This window comes from Vibrio splendidus, from assembly GCF_003345295.1.
GTDB classification, from domain to species: Bacteria; Pseudomonadota; Gammaproteobacteria; order Enterobacterales; family Vibrionaceae; genus Vibrio; species Vibrio splendidus_K.
This window is the reverse complement of the sequence record NZ_CP031055.1, coordinates 843,644-862,508: the sequence shown is the minus strand read 5'-3', so window position 1 is coordinate 862,508 and position 18,865 is coordinate 843,644. Positions and strand designations below refer to the sequence as shown.

The following is an 18,865-nucleotide window of genomic DNA, read 5'->3' as shown; positions in this document are numbered from 1 at the left end:
TGTGACTAACGAGTTTTAATCACAAGTTGATTGGTTTGTTTCACTTCTTCCATTACTACGTAAGTTCGAGTGTCGTTTACGCCCGGTAGACGAAGTAACGTATCACCCAGTAGCTTACGGTAAGCACCCATATCCGATACACGTGTTTTTAGAAGATAGTCAAAATCACCCGACACTAAATGACACTCTTGGATGTCATCCAGTTTCTGCACAGCGGTGTTGAATTGTTCGAACACATCTGGAGCACCACGGTTCAACGTAATTTCAACAAACACTAAAAGTGAAGCATCAAGATACTGTGGGTTCAGCAACGCTGTGTACCCAGTAATGTAACCTTGACGTTCTAAACGACGAACACGCTCAAGACATGGAGTGGGAGAAAGTCCTACTCGTTTTGAGAGTTCAACGTTTGAGATACGACCGTCTTTTTGCAACTCATTAAGAATGTTGCGGTCAATACGATCTAGTTCCTTGGACGGCTTCTTATAATTGTCTGCCATTTTTTATTCCACCTTATTACTTCCTTGCAAAAAAATATACTACAACTTTTTAATATTCGGTATCAAATTCTATCTGAACCTATCTATACTAGATATTAATTCGACAGAATTACCCTACACATAGATAAAACAACCATAATATAATGAGGAGTCAGGATGATCATTGGCGTACCGAAGGAAATCAAGAACCACGAATACCGCGTTGGTATGACCCCAGCTAGCGTGAGAGAACTAATCTCACATAGCCACCAAGTTTTTGTTGAAACCAATGCCGGTACTGGTATCGGTTTTTCAGACGATGATTACATCGCTGTAGGCGCATCCATTCTTCCTACTGCTGCTGACGTTTTCGCGAAAGCAGAGATGATTGTAAAGGTTAAAGAACCTCAAGCTGTCGAGCGAGCTATGCTTCGTGAAGGGCAAATATTATTTACCTATTTACACCTTGCACCAGATTTTCCACAAACGGAAGAGCTAATCAAGAGCAAAGCTGTCTGCGTAGCCTATGAGACTGTAACAGATAATATGGGTCGCTTGCCACTATTAGCACCAATGTCTGAAGTCGCTGGTCGCATGTCTATTCAAGCAGGTGCACAAACACTAGAAAAATCTAACGGTGGTTGTGGCCTTCTTCTTGGCGGCGTTCCTGGTGTTGAACCAGCGAAAGTTGTTGTTGTTGGCGGCGGTGTTGTGGGTGCTAACGCAGCACGTATGGCTGTTGGCCTTCGCGCAGACGTAACCATTCTTGATCGCAACGTAGATACGCTTCGTCGTCTTGATGAAGAATTCCAAGGTCGCGCAAAAGTGGTTTATTCTACTGAAGACGCTATCGAGAAGCATGTTCTAGAAGCAGACCTAGTGATTGGTGCAGTACTGATCCCAGGTGCAGCAGCGCCTAAATTGGTTACAAAAGATCACATCGCTAAGATGAAGCCAGGTTCAGCTGTTGTTGACGTTGCAATCGACCAAGGTGGTTGTTTCGAAACTTCACACGCAACCACTCACGCAGATCCAACTTACATTGTTGATGACGTAGTTCACTACTGTGTTGCTAACATGCCAGGTGCCGTTGCTCGTACTTCTACTTACGCGCTAAACAACGCAACACTTCCTTACATTGTTAAGCTAGCGAACAAAGGCTACCGCGAAGCACTTCTATCTGATGAAGGCTTCCTAGAAGGTCTTAACGTTATTCACGGTAAAGTAACTTGCAAAGAAGTTGCAGAGAGCTTTGACCTTGAATACGTAGATCCAGCTGAAGCAATCGCGATGTTTAACTAATGATGTAATGGCTAACTGAACGCAATAACCTTCTCGTTGAAGCGTTCAGTTAACTCATACGCATTAAACAAAAAGCCAGTACGACATTATGTCGCGCTGGCTTTTTTACATTTATAGCTTTGTCTTGTATTTATAGCTTCATTTTTCATTTATGACTTTGCTTTTATGAGTTTAGATCGTAAAACACGCAACAGTTCTGTTTACTGATAACGCTCAACTTTAACCCCATGAATCAATAGGTTTCTTGGCGTAATACTGCGTTCACAGAACTCTTCAATCGAAGCTTCATAGCCTTGTTCTTGCAGATAGATGGCACGATCTAAGGCCAACCATATCTCCAATGGGCGTCTAAAGACTTGTTGTACTAAGCTCAACTTCTCCATTTCCCAGAAAAGCGCCTCGCCTTGGGCTAAGTAGAAATCAAAATCGACGTCTGAGCCCAGCGATACTTTTTTAACTTCAGATGCCCAGTGGCAAAATGATTCAAAACCCTTAGATAGCTCTGATTTTTTAATGCTTGGCACCGGAATGTATTCGTCAATATGACGTTCAGCTTGGAGCAGTTTGCTGAAGCCCAAACGATAACTCATCTCTAGTTGGCGATGTCTCTTTACTCTTTCACCACCAGTGACGGTTTCTTGAAGCGGGATTCTTAAATCACTTTTACTTAGGGCTAATGCAGAGCTTTTCGCAACGGAAGACATGGCTTGGTAGTTTTCACCACGAATAAGATGGTAGCAGCAAGGAGAAATGGTCACTGCAGGAAGCCCATGTGAAACAGATTTCTTCACTAGTTCAACATGAAGGTCGCCACAAGCATGAAGAGCAACAGCGTGTTGATTTGAGTTAAACACCCGATCTGCATCTTTTGAAAACGCGTCACCTTGAACAAAGCTCATATCTAGATATTGAGCATCTGCAATCTTTTGCCCGCTTTCACACAGTGACTGTTGCCACTCAAAGCTAGTGACCTTTTGATCTGACTGCTGAGATAAGATTCGACCGAGAAAGCCTTTGCCAGAGCACCATTCAAGCCACTCTTTACCGTGATGGTGTTCAAGTGCAGCCTCTCCCATCGCCACGATTTGTTGCAGCTTTCTGCCGGGAATACCATCAGCAGCACCACGAGGGAGGTCTAATCCAACCAAAGCCGTATTATCAAACTGGATATTTTGGTTAGCAGCATCTAATCGAGGGAGGAAGCGAGTCAGTTCCTCGACCAAAAGCTGAGGCTGCTCTTTTAACGTTTGAATGCGCTCAATACTCAAACTTTCTAACCAATCGACAAGTGGGCGATTCACATCTTTCCATGGTTGATGGTGAGTTTGGCATAGATGAAAAGGCTCCGAACGCCAATAGACTTGGTGCTCTAACAAGAATGAGTCGAGTATTGTAAATCGTGAATGCATGCTTCCCCCTATGGTGCGAGAATTGTAGGGGTAAGAGGCCGAAATGGAAAGGAAGGATACAAATCGAGGCTATAGGGACAGGCTATCAGTAAGTAATACCAATCACGGAAAGTCAGTGAACAGAAGTAGCGCAGGTAAAGGCTTGAGAACAAGGCAGCTCTGTTCGGCAAGTCGTTTCGATAAGTACTTATTCTGCAATCAAAAGTTCTAACAACGTTATCGAGCGTTTTAACAAGCTAGGGTGACCAGTTATTTACTACGATTGGTATAAACCAAAACCGAGTTCAAATGAAAACGGCCTGTAAACAGGCCGAATAGGAATCGAATTAAAGACTGTGCCCCTTAGCGAACAGGCAGGTCGATGTCTTTAAACATCTCTTCGATTTCTTCATTCGATTTCAAAGAAATAGCTTGTTCAACCACAGGACGAGTTAAGTGCGGAGCAAAACGCTCCATAAAATCAAACATGTAAGAACGTAGGAAAGTGCCTTTTCTAAAGCCAATGCTTGTGGTGCTAGCACCAAATAGGTGACTCGCATCAATAGCAACCAAATCTGTATCCTGCTCGTGGTCAATCGCCATACTTGCGATTACACCAACTCCGATCCCCATACGAACATAAGTTTTGATTACGTCTGCATCCGTTGCGGTAAATACAACTCGAGGTGTTAATCCTACTTTGTTGAATGCAGTATCAAGCTCGGAACGGCCAGTAAAACCAAATACATAAGTCACGAGGGAATAAGCAGCAAGATCTTCAATCGAGATATTTCGTTTCTGTGCAAGAGGGTGATCTTTCGTTACCACTATCGAACGGTTCCAATGATAACAAGGCAGCATAATTGCATCTTGATATAGGTGCAGCGCTTCCGTTGCAATCGCAAAGTTCGCAGTCCCTTTAGCGACCGCTTCTGACATCTGGCTTGGTGTACCTTGGTGCATGTGAAGCGACACTTTTGGATAACGTGCCGTGAAACCTTTAATCACATCAGGGAGCGCATAACGAGCTTGAGTATGAGTGGTTGAAATATTCAATGTGCCCATCTCAGGATGAGTGTGCTCACCCGCTACTGCTTTAATACTATCTACACGTGCCAAAATCTCTTGAGAGATACGAATAATATCCTCACCGGCTTGTGTAACCTGAGTTAAATGCTTACCGCTACGTTCAAAAATCTGAATGCCTAGCTCGTCTTCAAGTAACCTAACTTGCTTACTAATGCCGGGCTGAGATGTATACAAACTCTCTGCTGTCGCTGAAACATTTAGGTTATGGTTTAGAACCTCAACAATGTACTTCAGTTGCTGTAACTTCATATCTAACCTCGTAATCCTTTACTCATTTCTGCGCTAACTTATTTGCAAATAGAGCTTTATAGTCTCGTGTAATATAATTAATAGTTATAACGCTTCGAGAACCAAAATGACAGAAATAATGAGTTTTTCTAGCTTAACAAACAAAAACATCACTAACGCTTTGCAACCCACACCTCATTCTCATACATTAGTTGGTAAGTTTTGATTGCCGATTGTGCTCAACAAGAGATAATCAAAAATTGCAATTTACGAGTGCCGATACACAATGGAATCGTGTATCCTCTCAAGTTAGCTATAGAAAACAACAAGCAGACACAAATATATGAATATTGGTTTAATAATCGCCTTAGTCGCCGTTCTTTTGGTGTTGGTTTTAGGCTACAACATCATGCTTCAATACAAAGTTAAGGTAGAAACAGCGAAGAAACAGGAAGCTTCTCGTTATCTAACCATTATTGACGGAACAGAAGAGTTGATTGGTAATGCTCATCACATGCCGTTTAGCCAAGATCTTCTTATATGCTTAAACAATCGAATTCTTGATGCGTTAGAAAACATGTATCAGCTCGATCCCAAAAACAAGCAGCTTGCCCAACGCATTGAAAGCGTAAAACAACAAATCACTCAGCTTAAAGAGAACTACCAAGGTGGTGAAAGTACTACCTTCCGCGTTCCAAGCAGTGACAAACAAGCGATCATGATGCTGAAGCTAGTTAAGCGCCTACGTGATACGGTCCGTAACGAGCACAATAAAGGCCGCTTCGAGACTCAAGCTTATGTGGTTGAAAACGCTCGTTTAGAGACGATTCAAATTCGTATCAACATCGAAAATGTTATCAAGCGTGCAAACGACTCGATTTCTCGAGGACAACCAGGCACAGCAATTCAGTTACTGCGTAAAGGTATCGACGCATTAGCAACTAAGAACGATTCATACTCTACTCAAGCGAAAGAAAAGCTTCAGCAGATGCTTAACGATCTTGATCAGAAGCGCCAAGATAAAAACGCACAAGATTTACAACAGATCGAATCTAAAGAGCGTGACGAAGACATGGACGCCCTCTTCGGTCAGAAGAAGAAATGGTAACTGTCTAACGCAATACTTAAAGGCCGCTTATTTACATTAAATTAGCGGCCTTTTTTGTAGCTGTTGAATTTCCTTTCTCTGTATAGGGAGATCTCTTGAGCTGTGATAAAATCTCGCATTATCAACAAACTTGCCCTGACCATGTATCAAGAATTATTAGCTCCAATCCACTCTTTTCTTAAAGCTGAAACGCCAGATTCATGGATCGATGAAGCCAAAAAGCCTGAAAACCTTCACATCATTCTACGCGATCACATGCTTTGTGAGCTTAAGGCGGCACAGAGTGCTTTGTTCCTTATCCGCAAGTACGCAGTTGATAAAGAAAGCGCAAAACAACTGAATGAATGGATTTTGCCCTACGAGCAATTTGCTTACCGTCGTATCGGAGACTTAGAGTCTCTGCGTGGTAAAAGCAACGTATCAAAGCAAATTACAGCGAAAGAAGGCTGTAATTACGGCGCTGACCTGATCGATAAAATGGTATTGCTGATCAAAGAAGAGCTGCATCATTTCTACCAAGTCATGGAATTGATGGTAAAGAAAGGCGTCACTTACCAACCGATTGAAGCGGGTCGCTACGCTAAGGGTTTAATCAAGCAAGTCAAAACTTACGAACCCGATGCTCTAGTTGATAAGCTCATCATCGGTGCTTTTATCGAAGCTCGCTCTTGTGAGCGTTTCGCAAAATTGGCTCCATTCTTGGAAGAAGATATGGAGAAGTTTTACGTGTCTCTGCTTCGCTCAGAGGCTCGTCATTACCAAGATTATCTTGAGTTAGCAGAGCAGATCGCAGGGAAAGATATCTCAGAGCGTATTGCTCATTTCGCGCAAGTAGAAGCGGAACTTATTACTTCAGAAGACAGCGATTTTAAGTTCCATAGTGGCGCTCCGGTTTAGACTACGCAAGATAACTCAAGTCCAGACCAATTCGGTATCTCGTACACAAATAAGAAGGCCAGCAATTTGCTGGCCTTCTTATTTGAATAGCTTTCTGATGCAAACCTAAGCTAGCGTGCCGTTGATCTCTGCAAGTACAGCGGCAGGGTCTATCGCTTGAGTGATAGGGCGACCGATAACAAGGTAGTCAGAACCTGACTCAATCGCTTTAGAAGGCGTCATGATTCTCTTCTGGTCACCAACATCAGCACCTACAGGACGAATACCAGGAGTTACTAGCTTGAATTCTTGGCCAAGTGCACCTTTAAGTAAAGACGCCTCTTGTGCCGAACATACAACGCCGTCTAAGCCTGAGTTTTTAGTCAGAGATGCCAAGCGCATCACCTGCTGCTGTGGCTCAAGATCCAAACCAATACCCGCCAAGTCAGATTGCTCCATACTAGTCAGTACTGTCACGCCAATTAGCAACGGACGATCTTTACCATACGGTTCCAAAATTTCGCGAGACGCCGTCATCATGCGCTCACCGCCACTTGCATGTACGTTCACCATCCAAACGCCTAATTCCGCGGCAGCTCGCACAGCTTTTGAACATGTGTTCGGGATGTCGTGGAATTTAAGATCCAAAAATACTGAGAAACCACGTTTATGCAATTCACGAACAAATTCAGGACCAAACAAGGTAAACATCTCTTTGCCCACTTTTAGACGGCAAGATGCTGGGTCAATACGATCAACAAAGGCTAACGCATCCGCTTGGTTATCATAATCCAATGCTACAATGATTTTTTGGTCGTTCATTTCATCTCCTAACGCAGTTAACTTTCTACAAAATATTTATACCAATCAGGCCATAAATAACAGTCATAAAAATGCAGCCCGAAAGCTGCAATTAATAATTTGGTCTTAAAATGACCACAAATCTATTCACCATCAAGCCCACGAATAGGCTTGATCGTTCCCCACCCCTTACATGAAGGGCAGTGCCAATACATTGAGTGTGTTGAGAAACCACACTGACGACAACGATAATGAGGCTTAACCTTAAGTTGCTCACCAACCATAGATTGAAGTGTGGTTAAGCTGTCTTTCGCACGACCTTCTTCTGCTTCCGCTAGGTGATAATCGATTAATCGATAAAAACCCTTCATGGTTGGATTTTTGACTAGCTGCTTTGTTAGTAGCTCTTGAGCAGAACCAACATCTTCATGGTGAGCAACCAATTGAGCGAGCATCAGTTCAGCGGATACACCAGCTTTATTCTGAATACAAGCTTTAAGGAACTCGACCAATTGAGCCTCTTGCCCAAGCTTGTGGTAACACTCAGCAAGGGTTGGCAACACCTCACTAATAAAGTCGATATCTTGCTCGAGTACCGACTCCAAACAATCGATTGTCTTTTGGTAGTCTTCGTTCGCTAAGTGGAACTTGCCTAGAGCAATGCTAGCACGAACACATTTAGGGTCTTCAGAAAGTGCCTTTTTGAAATTCTGAAGCGCTTTAGAGCGATTACCATCGGCTTGCTCTTGCATCGCAAGTTCACACCAGAAATGTGCAACGGTCGCGCGCATCTTCATTTTCTTCTTACCGAGCTTAACTAGGATATTTCCGTAATGAATAGCCTTGTTCCACTCTCGAGTTTGCTGATAAATAGCAACCAACTGCTGTAGAGCACCCTCTTTGTGATCGGGTTCTTCTACAAGCTGTTCAAAGATTTTTTCGGCGCGATCAAGAAAGCCAGAGACCATATAATCTTTAGCTAATTGTTGTAGTGCGAGGTTTTTCTGATCGAGAGTAAGCCCCGAACGGGAGATAAGGTTTTGGTGGATACGAATAGCACGGTCGACTTCACCTCTAGAGCGGAACAAGTTGCCCAAAGCTAAGTGAGTATCGATGGTTTCATTGTCGACTTGAAGGAGTTCAATGAAGTGATCAACCGCTTTGTCAGACTGATCTGACAGTAATAGGTTCAAACCCGTCACGTATTGACGGGAAATCTGGTGTGATTGTTTCTGTTTTTCTTGCTGAGCATTACGATTACCCATATACCAACCGTAAGCGGCGGCAATAGGTAAGAGCAAGAACAGTAACTCTAACATCAAATAAGACCTTTAAGCTTTGGTATCAGCAGCTACCTGCTTTGATTGCTTATTGAGTTGTTTCTTCAAACGATGAATTCTCAGTTGAGATCGCATGTGCATATTGCCGAAGACTAACCAAGCAAGACCAAAACCTGAAACAAAGACAACACCTAACAAGCTTGATAGGTGAAAATCACCTTGCGCTAGCAGATAGTTGAAATTCACACTTGTTTGGTTTTGAGAGCCTAAAGCCAGTGCAATTAGGAAAAGTGCGATAACGGCGACTATTTTTATAATTTTCATAGTTCATCACTCATTGGTTAGTTAGCTGTACGATTATGCAGGAAAATTACTAATCAGACCACCATATTATGGTCATAAAAAAGCGGCATACATTATAGTATGCCGCTTTTCTTAATTCCGATAAGTAGTCTACAGTCCTGAGTTTACTCGTTCGCGTAGCTCTTTACCTGGTTTAAAGTGAGGAACGTATTTGCCTTCCAACTCAACCTTGTCACCAGTTTTAGGATTACGTCCAACACGAGGTTCACGGAAATGCAGAGAAAAACTGCCAAAACCGCGAATTTCGATTCGATCACCACTTTCTAGTGTTGAAGCCATGTGCTCTAAAATGTCTTTTACAGCGTCTTCAATTTCTTTTGCAGAAAGGTGCGTTTGCTCAGCGCACAGTCTTTCAATCAATTCAGACTTAGTCATAGTTACCCTCGTTGGTTTTCTTTTTAGAAATTATAGACCTATCGGAAAAATAAGCAAAAAAAAAGGAGCCTTGCGGCTCCTTTCTTGGCTATATAGCTATAATTCTCTTAATGAGAAGCTATTATTCGCCTTTAGCAGCTTTGAATGCGTCTGCCATTGCGTTACCGAACGCGCCTTCATCAGACTTGTTCAGTGAAGCCATTGCTTCTTGCTCATCAGCTTCATCTTTAGCTTTGATAGATAGGTTGATTACGCGGTTCTTACGGTCTACACCAGTGAACTTCGCTTCAACGCTGTCGCCAACGCTTAGGATTAGAGATGCATCTTCGATACGGTCACGAGATACTTCAGAAGCGCGTAGGTAACCCTCAACGCCTTCGATTAGCTCGATAGTAGCGCCTTTCGCGTCAACTGCAGTTACAGTACCGTTTACAAGAACACCTTTCTTGTTGTCAGCAACGTATGCGTTGAACGGGTCGTTTTCCATTTGCTTAACGCCAAGAGAAATACGCTCACGCTCTGCATCTACTGCTAGAACAACAGCAGAGATTTCGTCGCCTTTCTTGTATTCACGTACAGCTTCTTCGCCGGCAGCGTTCCAAGAAATGTCAGATAGGTGTACAAGACCGTCGATACCGCCTTCTAGACCGATGAAGATACCAAAGTCAGTGATAGACTTGATCTTACCAGTAACTTTGTCGCCCTTAGCTTGCATTTCTGCAAATGACTGCCATGGGTTAGCTTTACACTGTTTCAGACCTAGAGAGATACGACGACGTTCTTCGTCGATATCAAGAACCATAACCTCAACTTCGTCGCCAACATTAACAACTTTAGAAGGGTGGATGTTCTTGTTAGTCCAATCCATTTCAGAAACGTGTACTAGACCTTCAACGCCTTCTTCGATTTCAACGAAGCAGCCGTAGTCAGTTAGGTTCGTAACACGACCAGAAAGTTTGTGACCTTCTGGGTAACGCTTAGCGATTGCTACCCATGGATCTTCGCCAAGTTGCTTAAGACCTAGTGAAACACGAGTGCGCTCACGATCGAACTTAAGAACTTTAACTAGGATTTCGTCACCAACGTTAACGATCTCTGATGGGTGCTTAACACGCTTCCAAGCCATATCTGTGATATGTAGAAGACCGTCAACACCGCCAAGATCAACGAATGCACCGTAGTCAGTAAGGTTCTTAACGATACCTTTAACTTCAGTACCTTCTTGTAGAGTTTCAAGAAGTTCGTCACGCTCAACACTGTTTTCAGATTCGATAACAGCACGACGAGAAACAACAACGTTGTTACGCTTCTGGTCTAGCTTGATTACTTTGAACTCTAGCTCTTTGTTTTCTAGGTGAGCAGTGTCACGGATAGGACGTACGTCTACTAGAGAACCAGGAAGGAAAGCACGGATACCGTTAAGTTCAACAGTGAAACCGCCTTTAACTTTACCGTTGATGATACCAACAACAGTTTCAGCTTCTTCACAAGCTTTCTCAAGTACGATCCAAGCTTCATGACGCTTAGCTTTCTCACGAGAAAGTTGAGTCTCACCGAAACCATCTTCAACAGCGTCTAGAGCTACGTCTACTTCAGCACCAACTTCAACTTCAAGTTCGCCAGCAGCGTTCTTGAATTGTTCAGCAGGGATAGCAGATTCAGACTTAAGACCAGCATCTACAAGAACGAAACCGTTCTCGATAGCTACTACAGTACCTTTAACGATGCTGCCTTGTTGGAATTCAGTTTCAGATAGAAACTCTTCAAAGAGTTGAGCAAAAGATTCAGTCATTATTTAATCTTCAATAATTAAACGTCCATGGGTATCCTACCGCATGGGGTTGATAAATTCGCCGGTCATCATCCTTGCGACCAACGTTCGTACTAGCTCGGCGAAATTACCCAGCCAGTTTCGATTCAATATAGTGTAGTGCTTTTTCTACTACCTGCTCAATATTCATTGAGGTGGAATCAAGCACTAGAGCATCCTCTGCAGGGCGAAGTGGCGCCACTGGGCGATTACGATCTCGATCGTCTCGCTCTTGGATCTCGCTCAAAAGGTCGTCAAATTTAACATCTAACCCCTTCTGTTGCAACTGTTTAAGGCGGCGACTCGCACGCTCTTCAGCACTTGCATCTAAAAATATTTTCGCTTCAGCTTCAGGGAACACAACCGTTCCCATGTCACGGCCATCAGCAACCAAACCAGGTGCCGCGCTGAATGCGCGTTGACGACGAAGCAGTGCTTCACGAACGCGAGGTAAAGCTGCTACTTTTGAAGCTGCCATGCCAGTTTCTTCTTTGCGAAGTTCACCAGACACATCTTCACCTTCTAGGATAACCTTAACTAAATCGCCTTCAGCAATAAACTGCACGTCTAAGTGTGTCGCAAGCGGTACTAAAGCATCTTCTGATTCAGTATCCACACCATGGTGAATTGCCGCTAAAGCCAATACGCGATAGATCGCGCCTGAGTCTAGAAGATGAAAGCCTAGCTTATCTGCTAGCAACATACACAGGGTACCTTTACCTGCACCACTTGGTCCATCAACCGTAATCACTGGGCTTTGAGAAGGCATCTTTTACTCCACGTTTTGTCGTAAGTTTTATTCTGTACTAGCGATTCGCCACTACTTTATAGGCGGCATATTATAGAGAAAAATTGGAAGTCGAGCGAGGTAAATCTCAGATAATTCCGAGTTGATGATGCATAAACCAATGCAACCAGCCCAATATCCGTTTGCTTAGGTCAATAAGACACGCACGCGATTTTCGATAGCGCACTTTTCGATAGATAGAAAAAAGCCTTGCAACTAGCAAGGCTCATGAATTTGCATTTTGTAGAGCAAAGAAGAAGTAGCTCCAAGAAGCTTAGCCAATAATAGCTCGAACCGCTTCTAGGTCTTCAGGCGTATCAACACCAGCAGCAGGCGCCTCTTCTGCAACTGCCACATGGATTTTTTCACCATACCAAAGTACACGTAACTGCTCTAGGCACTCAATACGCTCAAGGGTACTTGGTTCCCAATTGATATAGGTATTGATAAAACCCGCACGATAAGCGTAGATGCCAATGTGACGAAGCAGTGGAGATTCCGCTGCTGTACCGCTGTTCGCGTAAGCATCGCGATCCCAAGGAATCGTAGCTCGGCTAAAGTACAGGGCATACCCATCTTTGTCCGTCACAACTTTTACGGCGTTAGGATTAAACACTTCATCAGCATGAGTAATTTCCACACCGAGTGTTGCCATCGGAGCTGTACTGTTCGCAAGATTGTTAGCAACCTGATTAATGATCGCAGGTGGAATAAGTGGCTCATCACCTTGAACATTCACGATAATATGATCATCAGGAATCTTCATAACTTCAATCACTTCAGCTAGGCGTTCAGTACCTGACTCATGATTCGGTGATGTCATACAAACGGTCGCGCCAAATGCTTTAGCCGCTTTTTCAACTCGAGCGTCGTCGGTAGCGATAATAACGTTATCGGCACCCGCTTTCATTGACTGTTCGTATACCCATTGAATCATCGGCTTTCCACCAATGTCAGCAAGCGGCTTCCCAGGTAAACGGCTCGATTGGTATCTCGCAGGTATAACAACCGTATAAGACATTACTTACCCTCATCCATTGAAACGGTGCGAGCTTCAGGTTCTAAAAGAACAGGAATACCCTCTTTAATTGGGTAAGCAAGGCGATCAATTTTACAAACAAGCTCTTGCTTATCCTTGTCAAAAGTTAGTTTACCTTTACATACAGGGCAAGCAACGATCTCAAGCAGACGGTGATCCATAGTATTCCATAACCTCTTTTATTCTTTTTAAAATTTGCTGTTGCGAATCTTCATCGAACTGCGCAGATACCGGAAGATACCACCAGTTGTCTTGAGCATATTCTTCGCATTTTACAGCGTCTTTTTCTGTCATAATCATATTCATACCTTTCTTTGCTAAGGCATAAAGTTCATCTTTATCGAAATCTTGATGGTCGGCGAAGCCCTGTGTGAAAACCACATCACCATCAAGATCTTCCAATGTTTTAAAAAAGCGTGGCGGATGACCAATACCAGCAAAAGCGACCAACTTCTGTAGTTCTGCTACCGATATTTTCTGACCAGTCTTTAGGTTAACGGCTTGGCTTGGTCGCAAAGACATAGAGAATTCCCGCCCCTGCACTTCACCGCCATTGTTAACCAAAAAGTCTACGTCATCTAAACGAGATACTGGCTCTCTTAATGGACCCAAAGGAATGAGGCATTCACTACCAAAGCGTCTCGCACCATCGATAACCGCAAACTCAATATCACGTTCAAGTGCATAATGCTGAAGGCCGTCATCAGTGATAATGACATTAACACCTTCGTTCAATAAAGCTTTCACCGCGTTTGCACGCACAGGATCGACTGCGACAGGCGCACCCGTTCGCTTTCTGATTAAACGAGGTTCATCACCAGAATGTTCAGCCGGCGTGTTTTCATCCAATACTAACGGGTAGCTTGGCGCTTTTGCCCCATAACCTCGAGAAACCACTCCAGGTTTAAAGCCGTTAGCTTGAAGCACCTCAACTAACCAAATCACAACCGGTGTTTTACCATTGCCACCAGCGGTAATATTACCAACAACAATTACTGGTAAGGGCGGACGGTAGGTCTCTTTTTTACCGGATAGATAGGCGTCACGTCGTTGACCGCTGATCATTTTGAAAAGCAGACTCAATGACCACAGTAGCGGCCAAAGAAGGTATTTTAACGGATGATTGTTAAACCAAATCTTTTCGATCACAACAAGACCTAATCTTATCCGCTGAACTGAATTCGGTGTAGTTGCGCATAAGCGCCATCATGCGCAATTAGCTCCGCGTGTGCACCTCTTTCTACAATACGACCATCATCAACCACTAAGATCTCATCGGCTTGTTCAATAGTAGAGAGTCGGTGTGCGATAACCAATACTGTCTTGTCCTTTTGCAGCTCTTCTAACGCAGATTGGATCGCTCTCTCTGATTCAGTATCCAAAGCCGATGTAGCTTCATCAAGAATCAATACTGGAGCCTCTCTTAACAACGCTCTTGCAATAGCGATACGTTGTCTTTGGCCGCCAGATAGGCTTGCCCCATTCTCACCAACAATCGTATCAATGCCGTTTTCCATGCCTTCGATAAATTCAGTAGCATGAGCAAGCTTAGCCGCGTGTTCGATTTGTTCGCGAGAATATTTAGCTTCTGCTGCGTAAGCAATGTTGTTGGCTACCGTATCGTTAAACAGGTGTACATTTTGAGAAACAAGCGCAAAGTGCTCACGTAGATTTCTCAATTCGTAATCACGAATATCATGTCCATCAAGTTCGATAGAGCCTGAATCTACGTCATAAAAACGAGTAAACAGATTAGCAATGGTACTCTTGCCTGAACCTGATCGGCCGACAAGTGCAACGGTCTTGCCTTTCGGTATATTAAAACTGACCTTATCAAGCGCTGGTTTCTCAGCACCTTGGTAAGTAAATATCACATCTTTTACCGCAACTTCACCATTTACGGTTTCAGGTTTCAGCGTACCCTTGTTTTGCTCAGTATCTAAGTCCATTAAACCAAATAGAGTGGTACTCGCCGCCATACCTCGTTGGAATTCCGACGTTACATTGGTTAACGCTTTTAGTGGACGTAGTAAGCCAAACATAGCCGAGAATACAACCGTAAATGTACCTGCCGTTAGCTCAGCTTTAATCGATTCAACACTGGCGAGATAAAGAACAACAACAATCGCGATAGAGGCAATCATCTGAATAATTGGGTTAGCGGCAGCTTGAGCCGTCACCAGCTTCATGCTTTGTTGGCGCATCTGGTTGCTAACCGTATCAAAACGGCCTCTTTCTAGCTCTTGACCACCGTAAGTTAGAACCACTTTATGACCTTTCAGCATTTGTTCTGCTGAAGAAGCAACATGTCCCATGCTGGTTTGCATGTTCTTAGAAATTTTTCTGAATCGCTTTGATACAATACTAATTGCCCAAGCAACAAAAGGAGCGACAGCAAATAGAACTAAAGACAACTGCCAGCTATTCCAGAACATCAGCGTCAACAAGCCAATGATGCTGGCACCTTCACGCACAATACTGACCAAAGCCTTACTGGTTGCTGCAGAAACTTGTTCTGAATCGTAAGTAATGCGAGATAGCAGTGCACCCGTCTGCTCTTTATCAAAGAAAGATACCGGCATGTGCATAAAGTGACTGAATATTTTACGACGAATCTCCATCACCACGTTGCCAGAGACCCAACTCAAGCAGTAGGTTGAGACGAAGCCACTCACACCACGAATGAACATCATGGCAAAGATAATAATAGGGAGAGTGCGTAAAAAATCAGACTCAGCGTTACCAAAGCCTTCATCAAGTAAAGGCTTTAGTAAGGAAATCATATAGGTATCAGAGACGGCATTTATAATAAGCGCAATAACCGCAACACCAAGGCCGGCCTTATACAGTCGAATATAAGTCCAAAGTCTTTTAAATGTGACCCAGGTAGTTTCATCTGTTTGTGTTGACATAGAATCGCTTAATTTTCTCACAATAATCTATCTATTCTACTCCCTTACGAAGCATCTGCCTATACCACTGCCTGCCTTGTTGTTCTCTAATCGTATGATATTTCCAACCTTCCTTGCTGATAGTGATGGTTATTTGTCCGCTTTCTCCGGTATCAAGCCAAGCACTACCCGTTTCATGATAACGTTCAATCACAGATTTGCTTGGCATTCCCCACTGATTACCTTTGGCCAAAGAAGCAATTGCTAGCTGAGGTGAAACTGCCTCAATAAACGGCTTAATCGACGACGAATTACTACCATGATGCGGGACAAGCATCACGTCGCTCTTGAGCCGCTGACCTTCACGAGCAAGTAGCCACTCACTTACCCGTTCAATATCACCAGTTAGCAACATCGAGAACTCAGAATTGGGCTCAAAAATCCTGACCACACACGAATGTGGGTTGTACGCCCTCTTTACTCTTTGAGGTGGCCATAAAACCTCAAACTCTAGACCCTGCCAGTTCCACACCTCTCCAATAGTACATGTTTGGATATTCGACTGAACTTGAACAGTAGATTTTGTTTGTTGATTGATGTTCTGACTGGCTCTTATCCACTTAGGATTGTAGTTTTCAAGTAACGCCGGATAGCCACCAGCATGGTCAGAATCGAAATGACTCACTATCACACCTTCCACCTCATGAACTCCTCTCTGATTCAAGGAGGGAATCAGCAAGGATTCAACAATCGAACCTCCCTGCCACGCGTTGCCGAGATCGTAAACAACGACCTGATTGTTCTTTTCCAAAACTAAAGACAACCCATGCCCTACATCCAAGATATCGATTGTTAATTTGTTTTGCTGCTTACCGAACTCCCACCACAATACAAACACTGCAATGACCAATATTGATAGTGTTCGTTTGAGATATCGACTGACGAACCCGAAAAATAAGATGAGGAATACAGACAACACCATACTGTGATTATCAACTTGAATCCAAAATCGTTCAGAGAAAGGAAGGCTAAATACGAGAGGATCAAGCGACAAGTCGACCAACATCCATAGCTGTTCAGAAAAACCATTACTTAACGCTGTTAAACTAATCACCTCCGGCACTGACTCCAATATTAAGCTAAGTAACATCGCAAGAAACAGTAGCGGGATCGTCACCATTGATACCCAAGGCAAAAGGAGTAAGTTGTAGAGAACAGAGACTAGACTCACCCCTTTGAAAAACAGTATCGAAAAGGGAGCAATAAGAAATGTCAGCATCAGCTGAATCTTGATGAGCTGCAGCCCTCGATCGATAAAAGTGGCATTTGAAGATGATGACCGACTATTCAAGGCGATATAAATAACGGCACCCAACGCACCAAAGGATAGCCAAAAGCTACTCGACAATGCTGAAAACGGCCAAATCAGCAGAACCACGCACAGGCTTAAGACGACATACCGAAGCACACTGATATTTTGCCCACGCCACAAGAAATAGCTCGCGATAATACACATCACTAAAGCTCTCAAGGTTGGCAGCGTGAATCCAGCAAACCAACTGTAGAAATAGGCTAAGCCAAGCCCGAATATTGTGGGAAACCAAAGAAATGAAGCTGAGAGTAACCTGAATATCTTTCCTGCCTGATAGCCAATACCAAAGGCAATCCCAATATGTAGCCCCGAGATAGCCATCAAATGAATCAAACCACTGCTTTTAAGCAAATCCCAACGCTGAGGATGGATAAGGTCTCGATAACCAAAACTCAAAGCCATAATGAGGTCTTGATTTGCTAACTCACTTAACCTTTCAAGACGGTTTTCAAACCAATGAGACCGCATGTTGGTATTGGTGTGAATTCGATATTTGGTATCGGCCCTGTAAGTTGCATTGGCAACCACACCGGTGCTAAACAAATACTTTTCTAGATCAAAGCCTGCTTCATTAAGTTTACCCCACACTGGTTTTATTGAGACAGATAAATAGACATCGTCCCCGAGCGTCAACTTAAAAGGAGTAAACAAACGCAATTTTATCAATTGGGGAAAGATTAATTTTTCGCCGCCAATTGATCTGGCTACTATTACGCTTTCAAAACCGTGGCTATTTTCACTAAAAAGGCTAACAACCGAAGCATTTATGGTAGTATTCTGCCCTGATTGGAATAAGCGACTCGTTTGTATTTCAATCGCATTCCCTAGGCAGATAACTAGTATCAGTGCTGTTGCTAGACCTCTTGCTCTCCGGAAAACGCTATACTTTGTTGATGCTAGCAGTAACAACAGCATCAATGGTGCCCAAACCCAATGTGGCATCACAGGCCAGAAGCTGGCAGACACAACTGTCGCAGCAAATGAAATCAAGAACCAAGTGTTAAACAAGAGAGTAGCTTCCTCCTATGCCAAGAAAGTTTATCAAACGATTTATGCCTGACCATGAGCTAATCAAACGTCAGAAAGCATTGAAAGTTTTTGGCAATGTTTTGTACAACCCCAACTTATGGTGCCTTAATCGTCGCTCTGCGGCTGGTGCGTTCGCTGTTGGGTTATTCATGGCGTTTGTCCCTTTACCAAGTCAAATGATTATGTCTGCAGGTCTTGCGGTCGCATGTGGTGTTAACCTACCACTGTCTGTCGCACTGGTTTGGATCAGTAATCCTGTGACTATGCCGGTGCTGTTCTACTTTGCTTATAAAGTAGGCGCGTTTGTGATGCATGTGCCGCCTCAAGCCTTTCATTTCGAACTGTCTTGGGATTTCATCTTGGCGCAAATGAGCACCATAGGACCTCCGTTCCTGCTGGGTTGTCTGATTTGTGGTGTGGTTTCTGCAATGGTTGGCTACTTTGGTATTCGCGGGTTATGGCGTTACTCAGTAGTAAGAAGCTGGAAGAAGCGACAAGCAAGGTACTGAACGACCGTACCCTGTTATTCAATCTATCCTTGTATGCGCTTCACTTAAAACGTACACAAGTTAAAATCAGATGAGCCACTGAACTCTGCAAGATTGACATGTAACGAAAGTCGTAAAGAACACGAATTGAATTCAATAA

Annotated in this window: 18 protein-coding genes; 4 read left to right on the top strand and 14 right to left on the bottom strand. The window is 43.5% G+C overall.

Translation table 11 applies throughout. The features are described 5' to 3' along the window. Positions 1–5: 5 nt before the first annotated feature. The gene (gene lrp, locus DUN60_RS03865; RefSeq protein WP_004734558.1) at positions 6–500 is read right to left on the bottom strand and encodes a leucine-responsive transcriptional regulator Lrp; all 495 of its coding nucleotides are present in this window, start codon (positions 498–500) and stop codon (positions 6–8) included. Positions 501–656: 156 nt separating this feature from the next. On the opposite strand from lrp, the gene ald reads away from it, so the two are divergent. After that, positions 657–1,781 (top strand): alanine dehydrogenase, encoded by a 1,125-nt coding sequence (gene ald / locus DUN60_RS03860; RefSeq protein ID WP_004734559.1) that lies wholly within the window; start codon positions 657–659, stop codon positions 1,779–1,781. A gap of 200 nt (positions 1,782–1,981) precedes the next feature. Here ald and DUN60_RS03855 read toward each other — a convergent pair whose 3' ends face one another. Both DUN60_RS03855 and cysB read right to left on the bottom strand, forming a co-directional pair. Then, entirely contained in the window at positions 1,982–3,190 is a 1,209-nt protein-coding gene (locus DUN60_RS03855; protein WP_114633219.1) for a methyltransferase, read from the bottom strand. A gap of 342 nt (positions 3,191–3,532) precedes the next feature. Then, the gene (cysB, locus tag DUN60_RS03850) at positions 3,533–4,507 is read right to left on the bottom strand and encodes an HTH-type transcriptional regulator CysB (RefSeq protein ID WP_114633218.1); all 975 of its coding nucleotides are present in this window, start codon (positions 4,505–4,507) and stop codon (positions 3,533–3,535) included. A gap of 322 nt (positions 4,508–4,829) precedes the next feature. On the opposite strand from cysB, the gene DUN60_RS03845 reads away from it, so the two are divergent. Continuing rightward, a complete protein-coding gene (locus tag DUN60_RS03845; RefSeq protein WP_004734562.1) occupies positions 4,830–5,594 on the top strand; it encodes a hypothetical protein in 765 nt (254 codons plus the stop codon). 102 nt (positions 5,595–5,696) lie between these two features. Then, positions 5,697–6,491 carry a tRNA isopentenyl-2-thiomethyl-A-37 hydroxylase MiaE gene (gene miaE, locus DUN60_RS03840; protein WP_012604394.1) on the top strand — a complete coding sequence of 265 codons (795 nt, stop codon included), beginning with the start codon at positions 5,697–5,699 and terminating at the stop codon, positions 6,489–6,491. 105 nt (positions 6,492–6,596) lie between these two features. Here the strand turns inward: miaE and pyrF are convergent, their stop codons facing one another. From pyrF to DUN60_RS03785, 11 genes are all read right to left on the bottom strand, one after another. Continuing rightward, positions 6,597–7,292: an orotidine-5'-phosphate decarboxylase gene (pyrF, locus tag DUN60_RS03835; protein WP_017078954.1), complete on the bottom strand. Its 696-nt coding sequence runs from the start codon at positions 7,290–7,292 to the stop codon at positions 6,597–6,599. Between the two features lie 122 nt (positions 7,293–7,414). After that, a complete protein-coding gene (lapB, locus tag DUN60_RS03830; RefSeq protein WP_114633217.1) occupies positions 7,415–8,590 on the bottom strand; it encodes a lipopolysaccharide assembly protein LapB in 1,176 nt (391 codons plus the stop codon). A 12-nt stretch (positions 8,591–8,602) separates the two neighbouring features. Continuing rightward, positions 8,603–8,875 carry a LapA family protein gene (locus DUN60_RS03825; protein ID WP_004734544.1) on the bottom strand — a complete coding sequence of 91 codons (273 nt, stop codon included), beginning with the start codon at positions 8,873–8,875 and terminating at the stop codon, positions 8,603–8,605. A 129-nt stretch (positions 8,876–9,004) separates the two neighbouring features. Then, positions 9,005–9,289 (bottom strand): integration host factor subunit beta, encoded by a 285-nt coding sequence (gene ihfB / locus DUN60_RS03820; protein WP_017073307.1) that lies wholly within the window; start codon positions 9,287–9,289, stop codon positions 9,005–9,007. Positions 9,290–9,410: 121 nt separating this feature from the next. Further along, positions 9,411–11,081, bottom strand: coding sequence for a 30S ribosomal protein S1 (rpsA, locus tag DUN60_RS03815; protein WP_017057038.1), 1,671 nt, complete (start codon positions 11,079–11,081; stop codon positions 9,411–9,413). Between the two features lie 106 nt (positions 11,082–11,187). Further along, positions 11,188–11,868, bottom strand: a complete 681-nt coding sequence (cmk, locus tag DUN60_RS03810) for a (d)CMP kinase (protein ID WP_017060237.1) — start codon at positions 11,866–11,868, stop codon at positions 11,188–11,190. 292 nt (positions 11,869–12,160) lie between these two features. Beyond that, entirely contained in the window at positions 12,161–12,907 is a 747-nt protein-coding gene (kdsB, locus tag DUN60_RS03805) for a 3-deoxy-manno-octulosonate cytidylyltransferase (protein WP_114633216.1), read from the bottom strand. Continuing rightward, the gene (locus tag DUN60_RS03800; RefSeq protein WP_004736429.1) at positions 12,907–13,086 is read right to left on the bottom strand and encodes a Trm112 family protein; all 180 of its coding nucleotides are present in this window, start codon (positions 13,084–13,086) and stop codon (positions 12,907–12,909) included. Before DUN60_RS03800 ends, kdsB begins: the two co-directional genes overlap by 1 nt. Further along, on the bottom strand, positions 13,067–14,074 hold the full coding sequence (gene lpxK / locus DUN60_RS03795) for a tetraacyldisaccharide 4'-kinase (RefSeq protein ID WP_114633215.1): 1,008 nt from the start codon (positions 14,072–14,074) through the stop codon (positions 13,067–13,069). The genes DUN60_RS03800 and lpxK overlap by 20 nt, the downstream gene beginning before the upstream one ends. Before the next feature lie 14 nt (positions 14,075–14,088). Further along, on the bottom strand, positions 14,089–15,837 hold the full coding sequence (gene msbA / locus DUN60_RS03790) for a lipid A ABC transporter ATP-binding protein/permease MsbA (RefSeq protein ID WP_114633214.1): 1,749 nt from the start codon (positions 15,835–15,837) through the stop codon (positions 14,089–14,091). 31 nt (positions 15,838–15,868) lie between these two features. Continuing rightward, a complete protein-coding gene (locus DUN60_RS03785; protein ID WP_114633213.1) occupies positions 15,869–18,196 on the bottom strand; it encodes a DNA internalization-related competence protein ComEC/Rec2 in 2,328 nt (775 codons plus the stop codon). A gap of 17 nt (positions 18,197–18,213) precedes the next feature. Here DUN60_RS03785 and DUN60_RS03780 point away from each other — a divergent pair, with 17 nt between their 5' ends. Continuing rightward, positions 18,214–18,726, top strand: a complete 513-nt coding sequence (locus DUN60_RS03780) for a DUF2062 domain-containing protein (protein ID WP_017078948.1) — start codon at positions 18,214–18,216, stop codon at positions 18,724–18,726. The last annotated feature ends 139 nt before the right edge of the window (positions 18,727–18,865 follow it).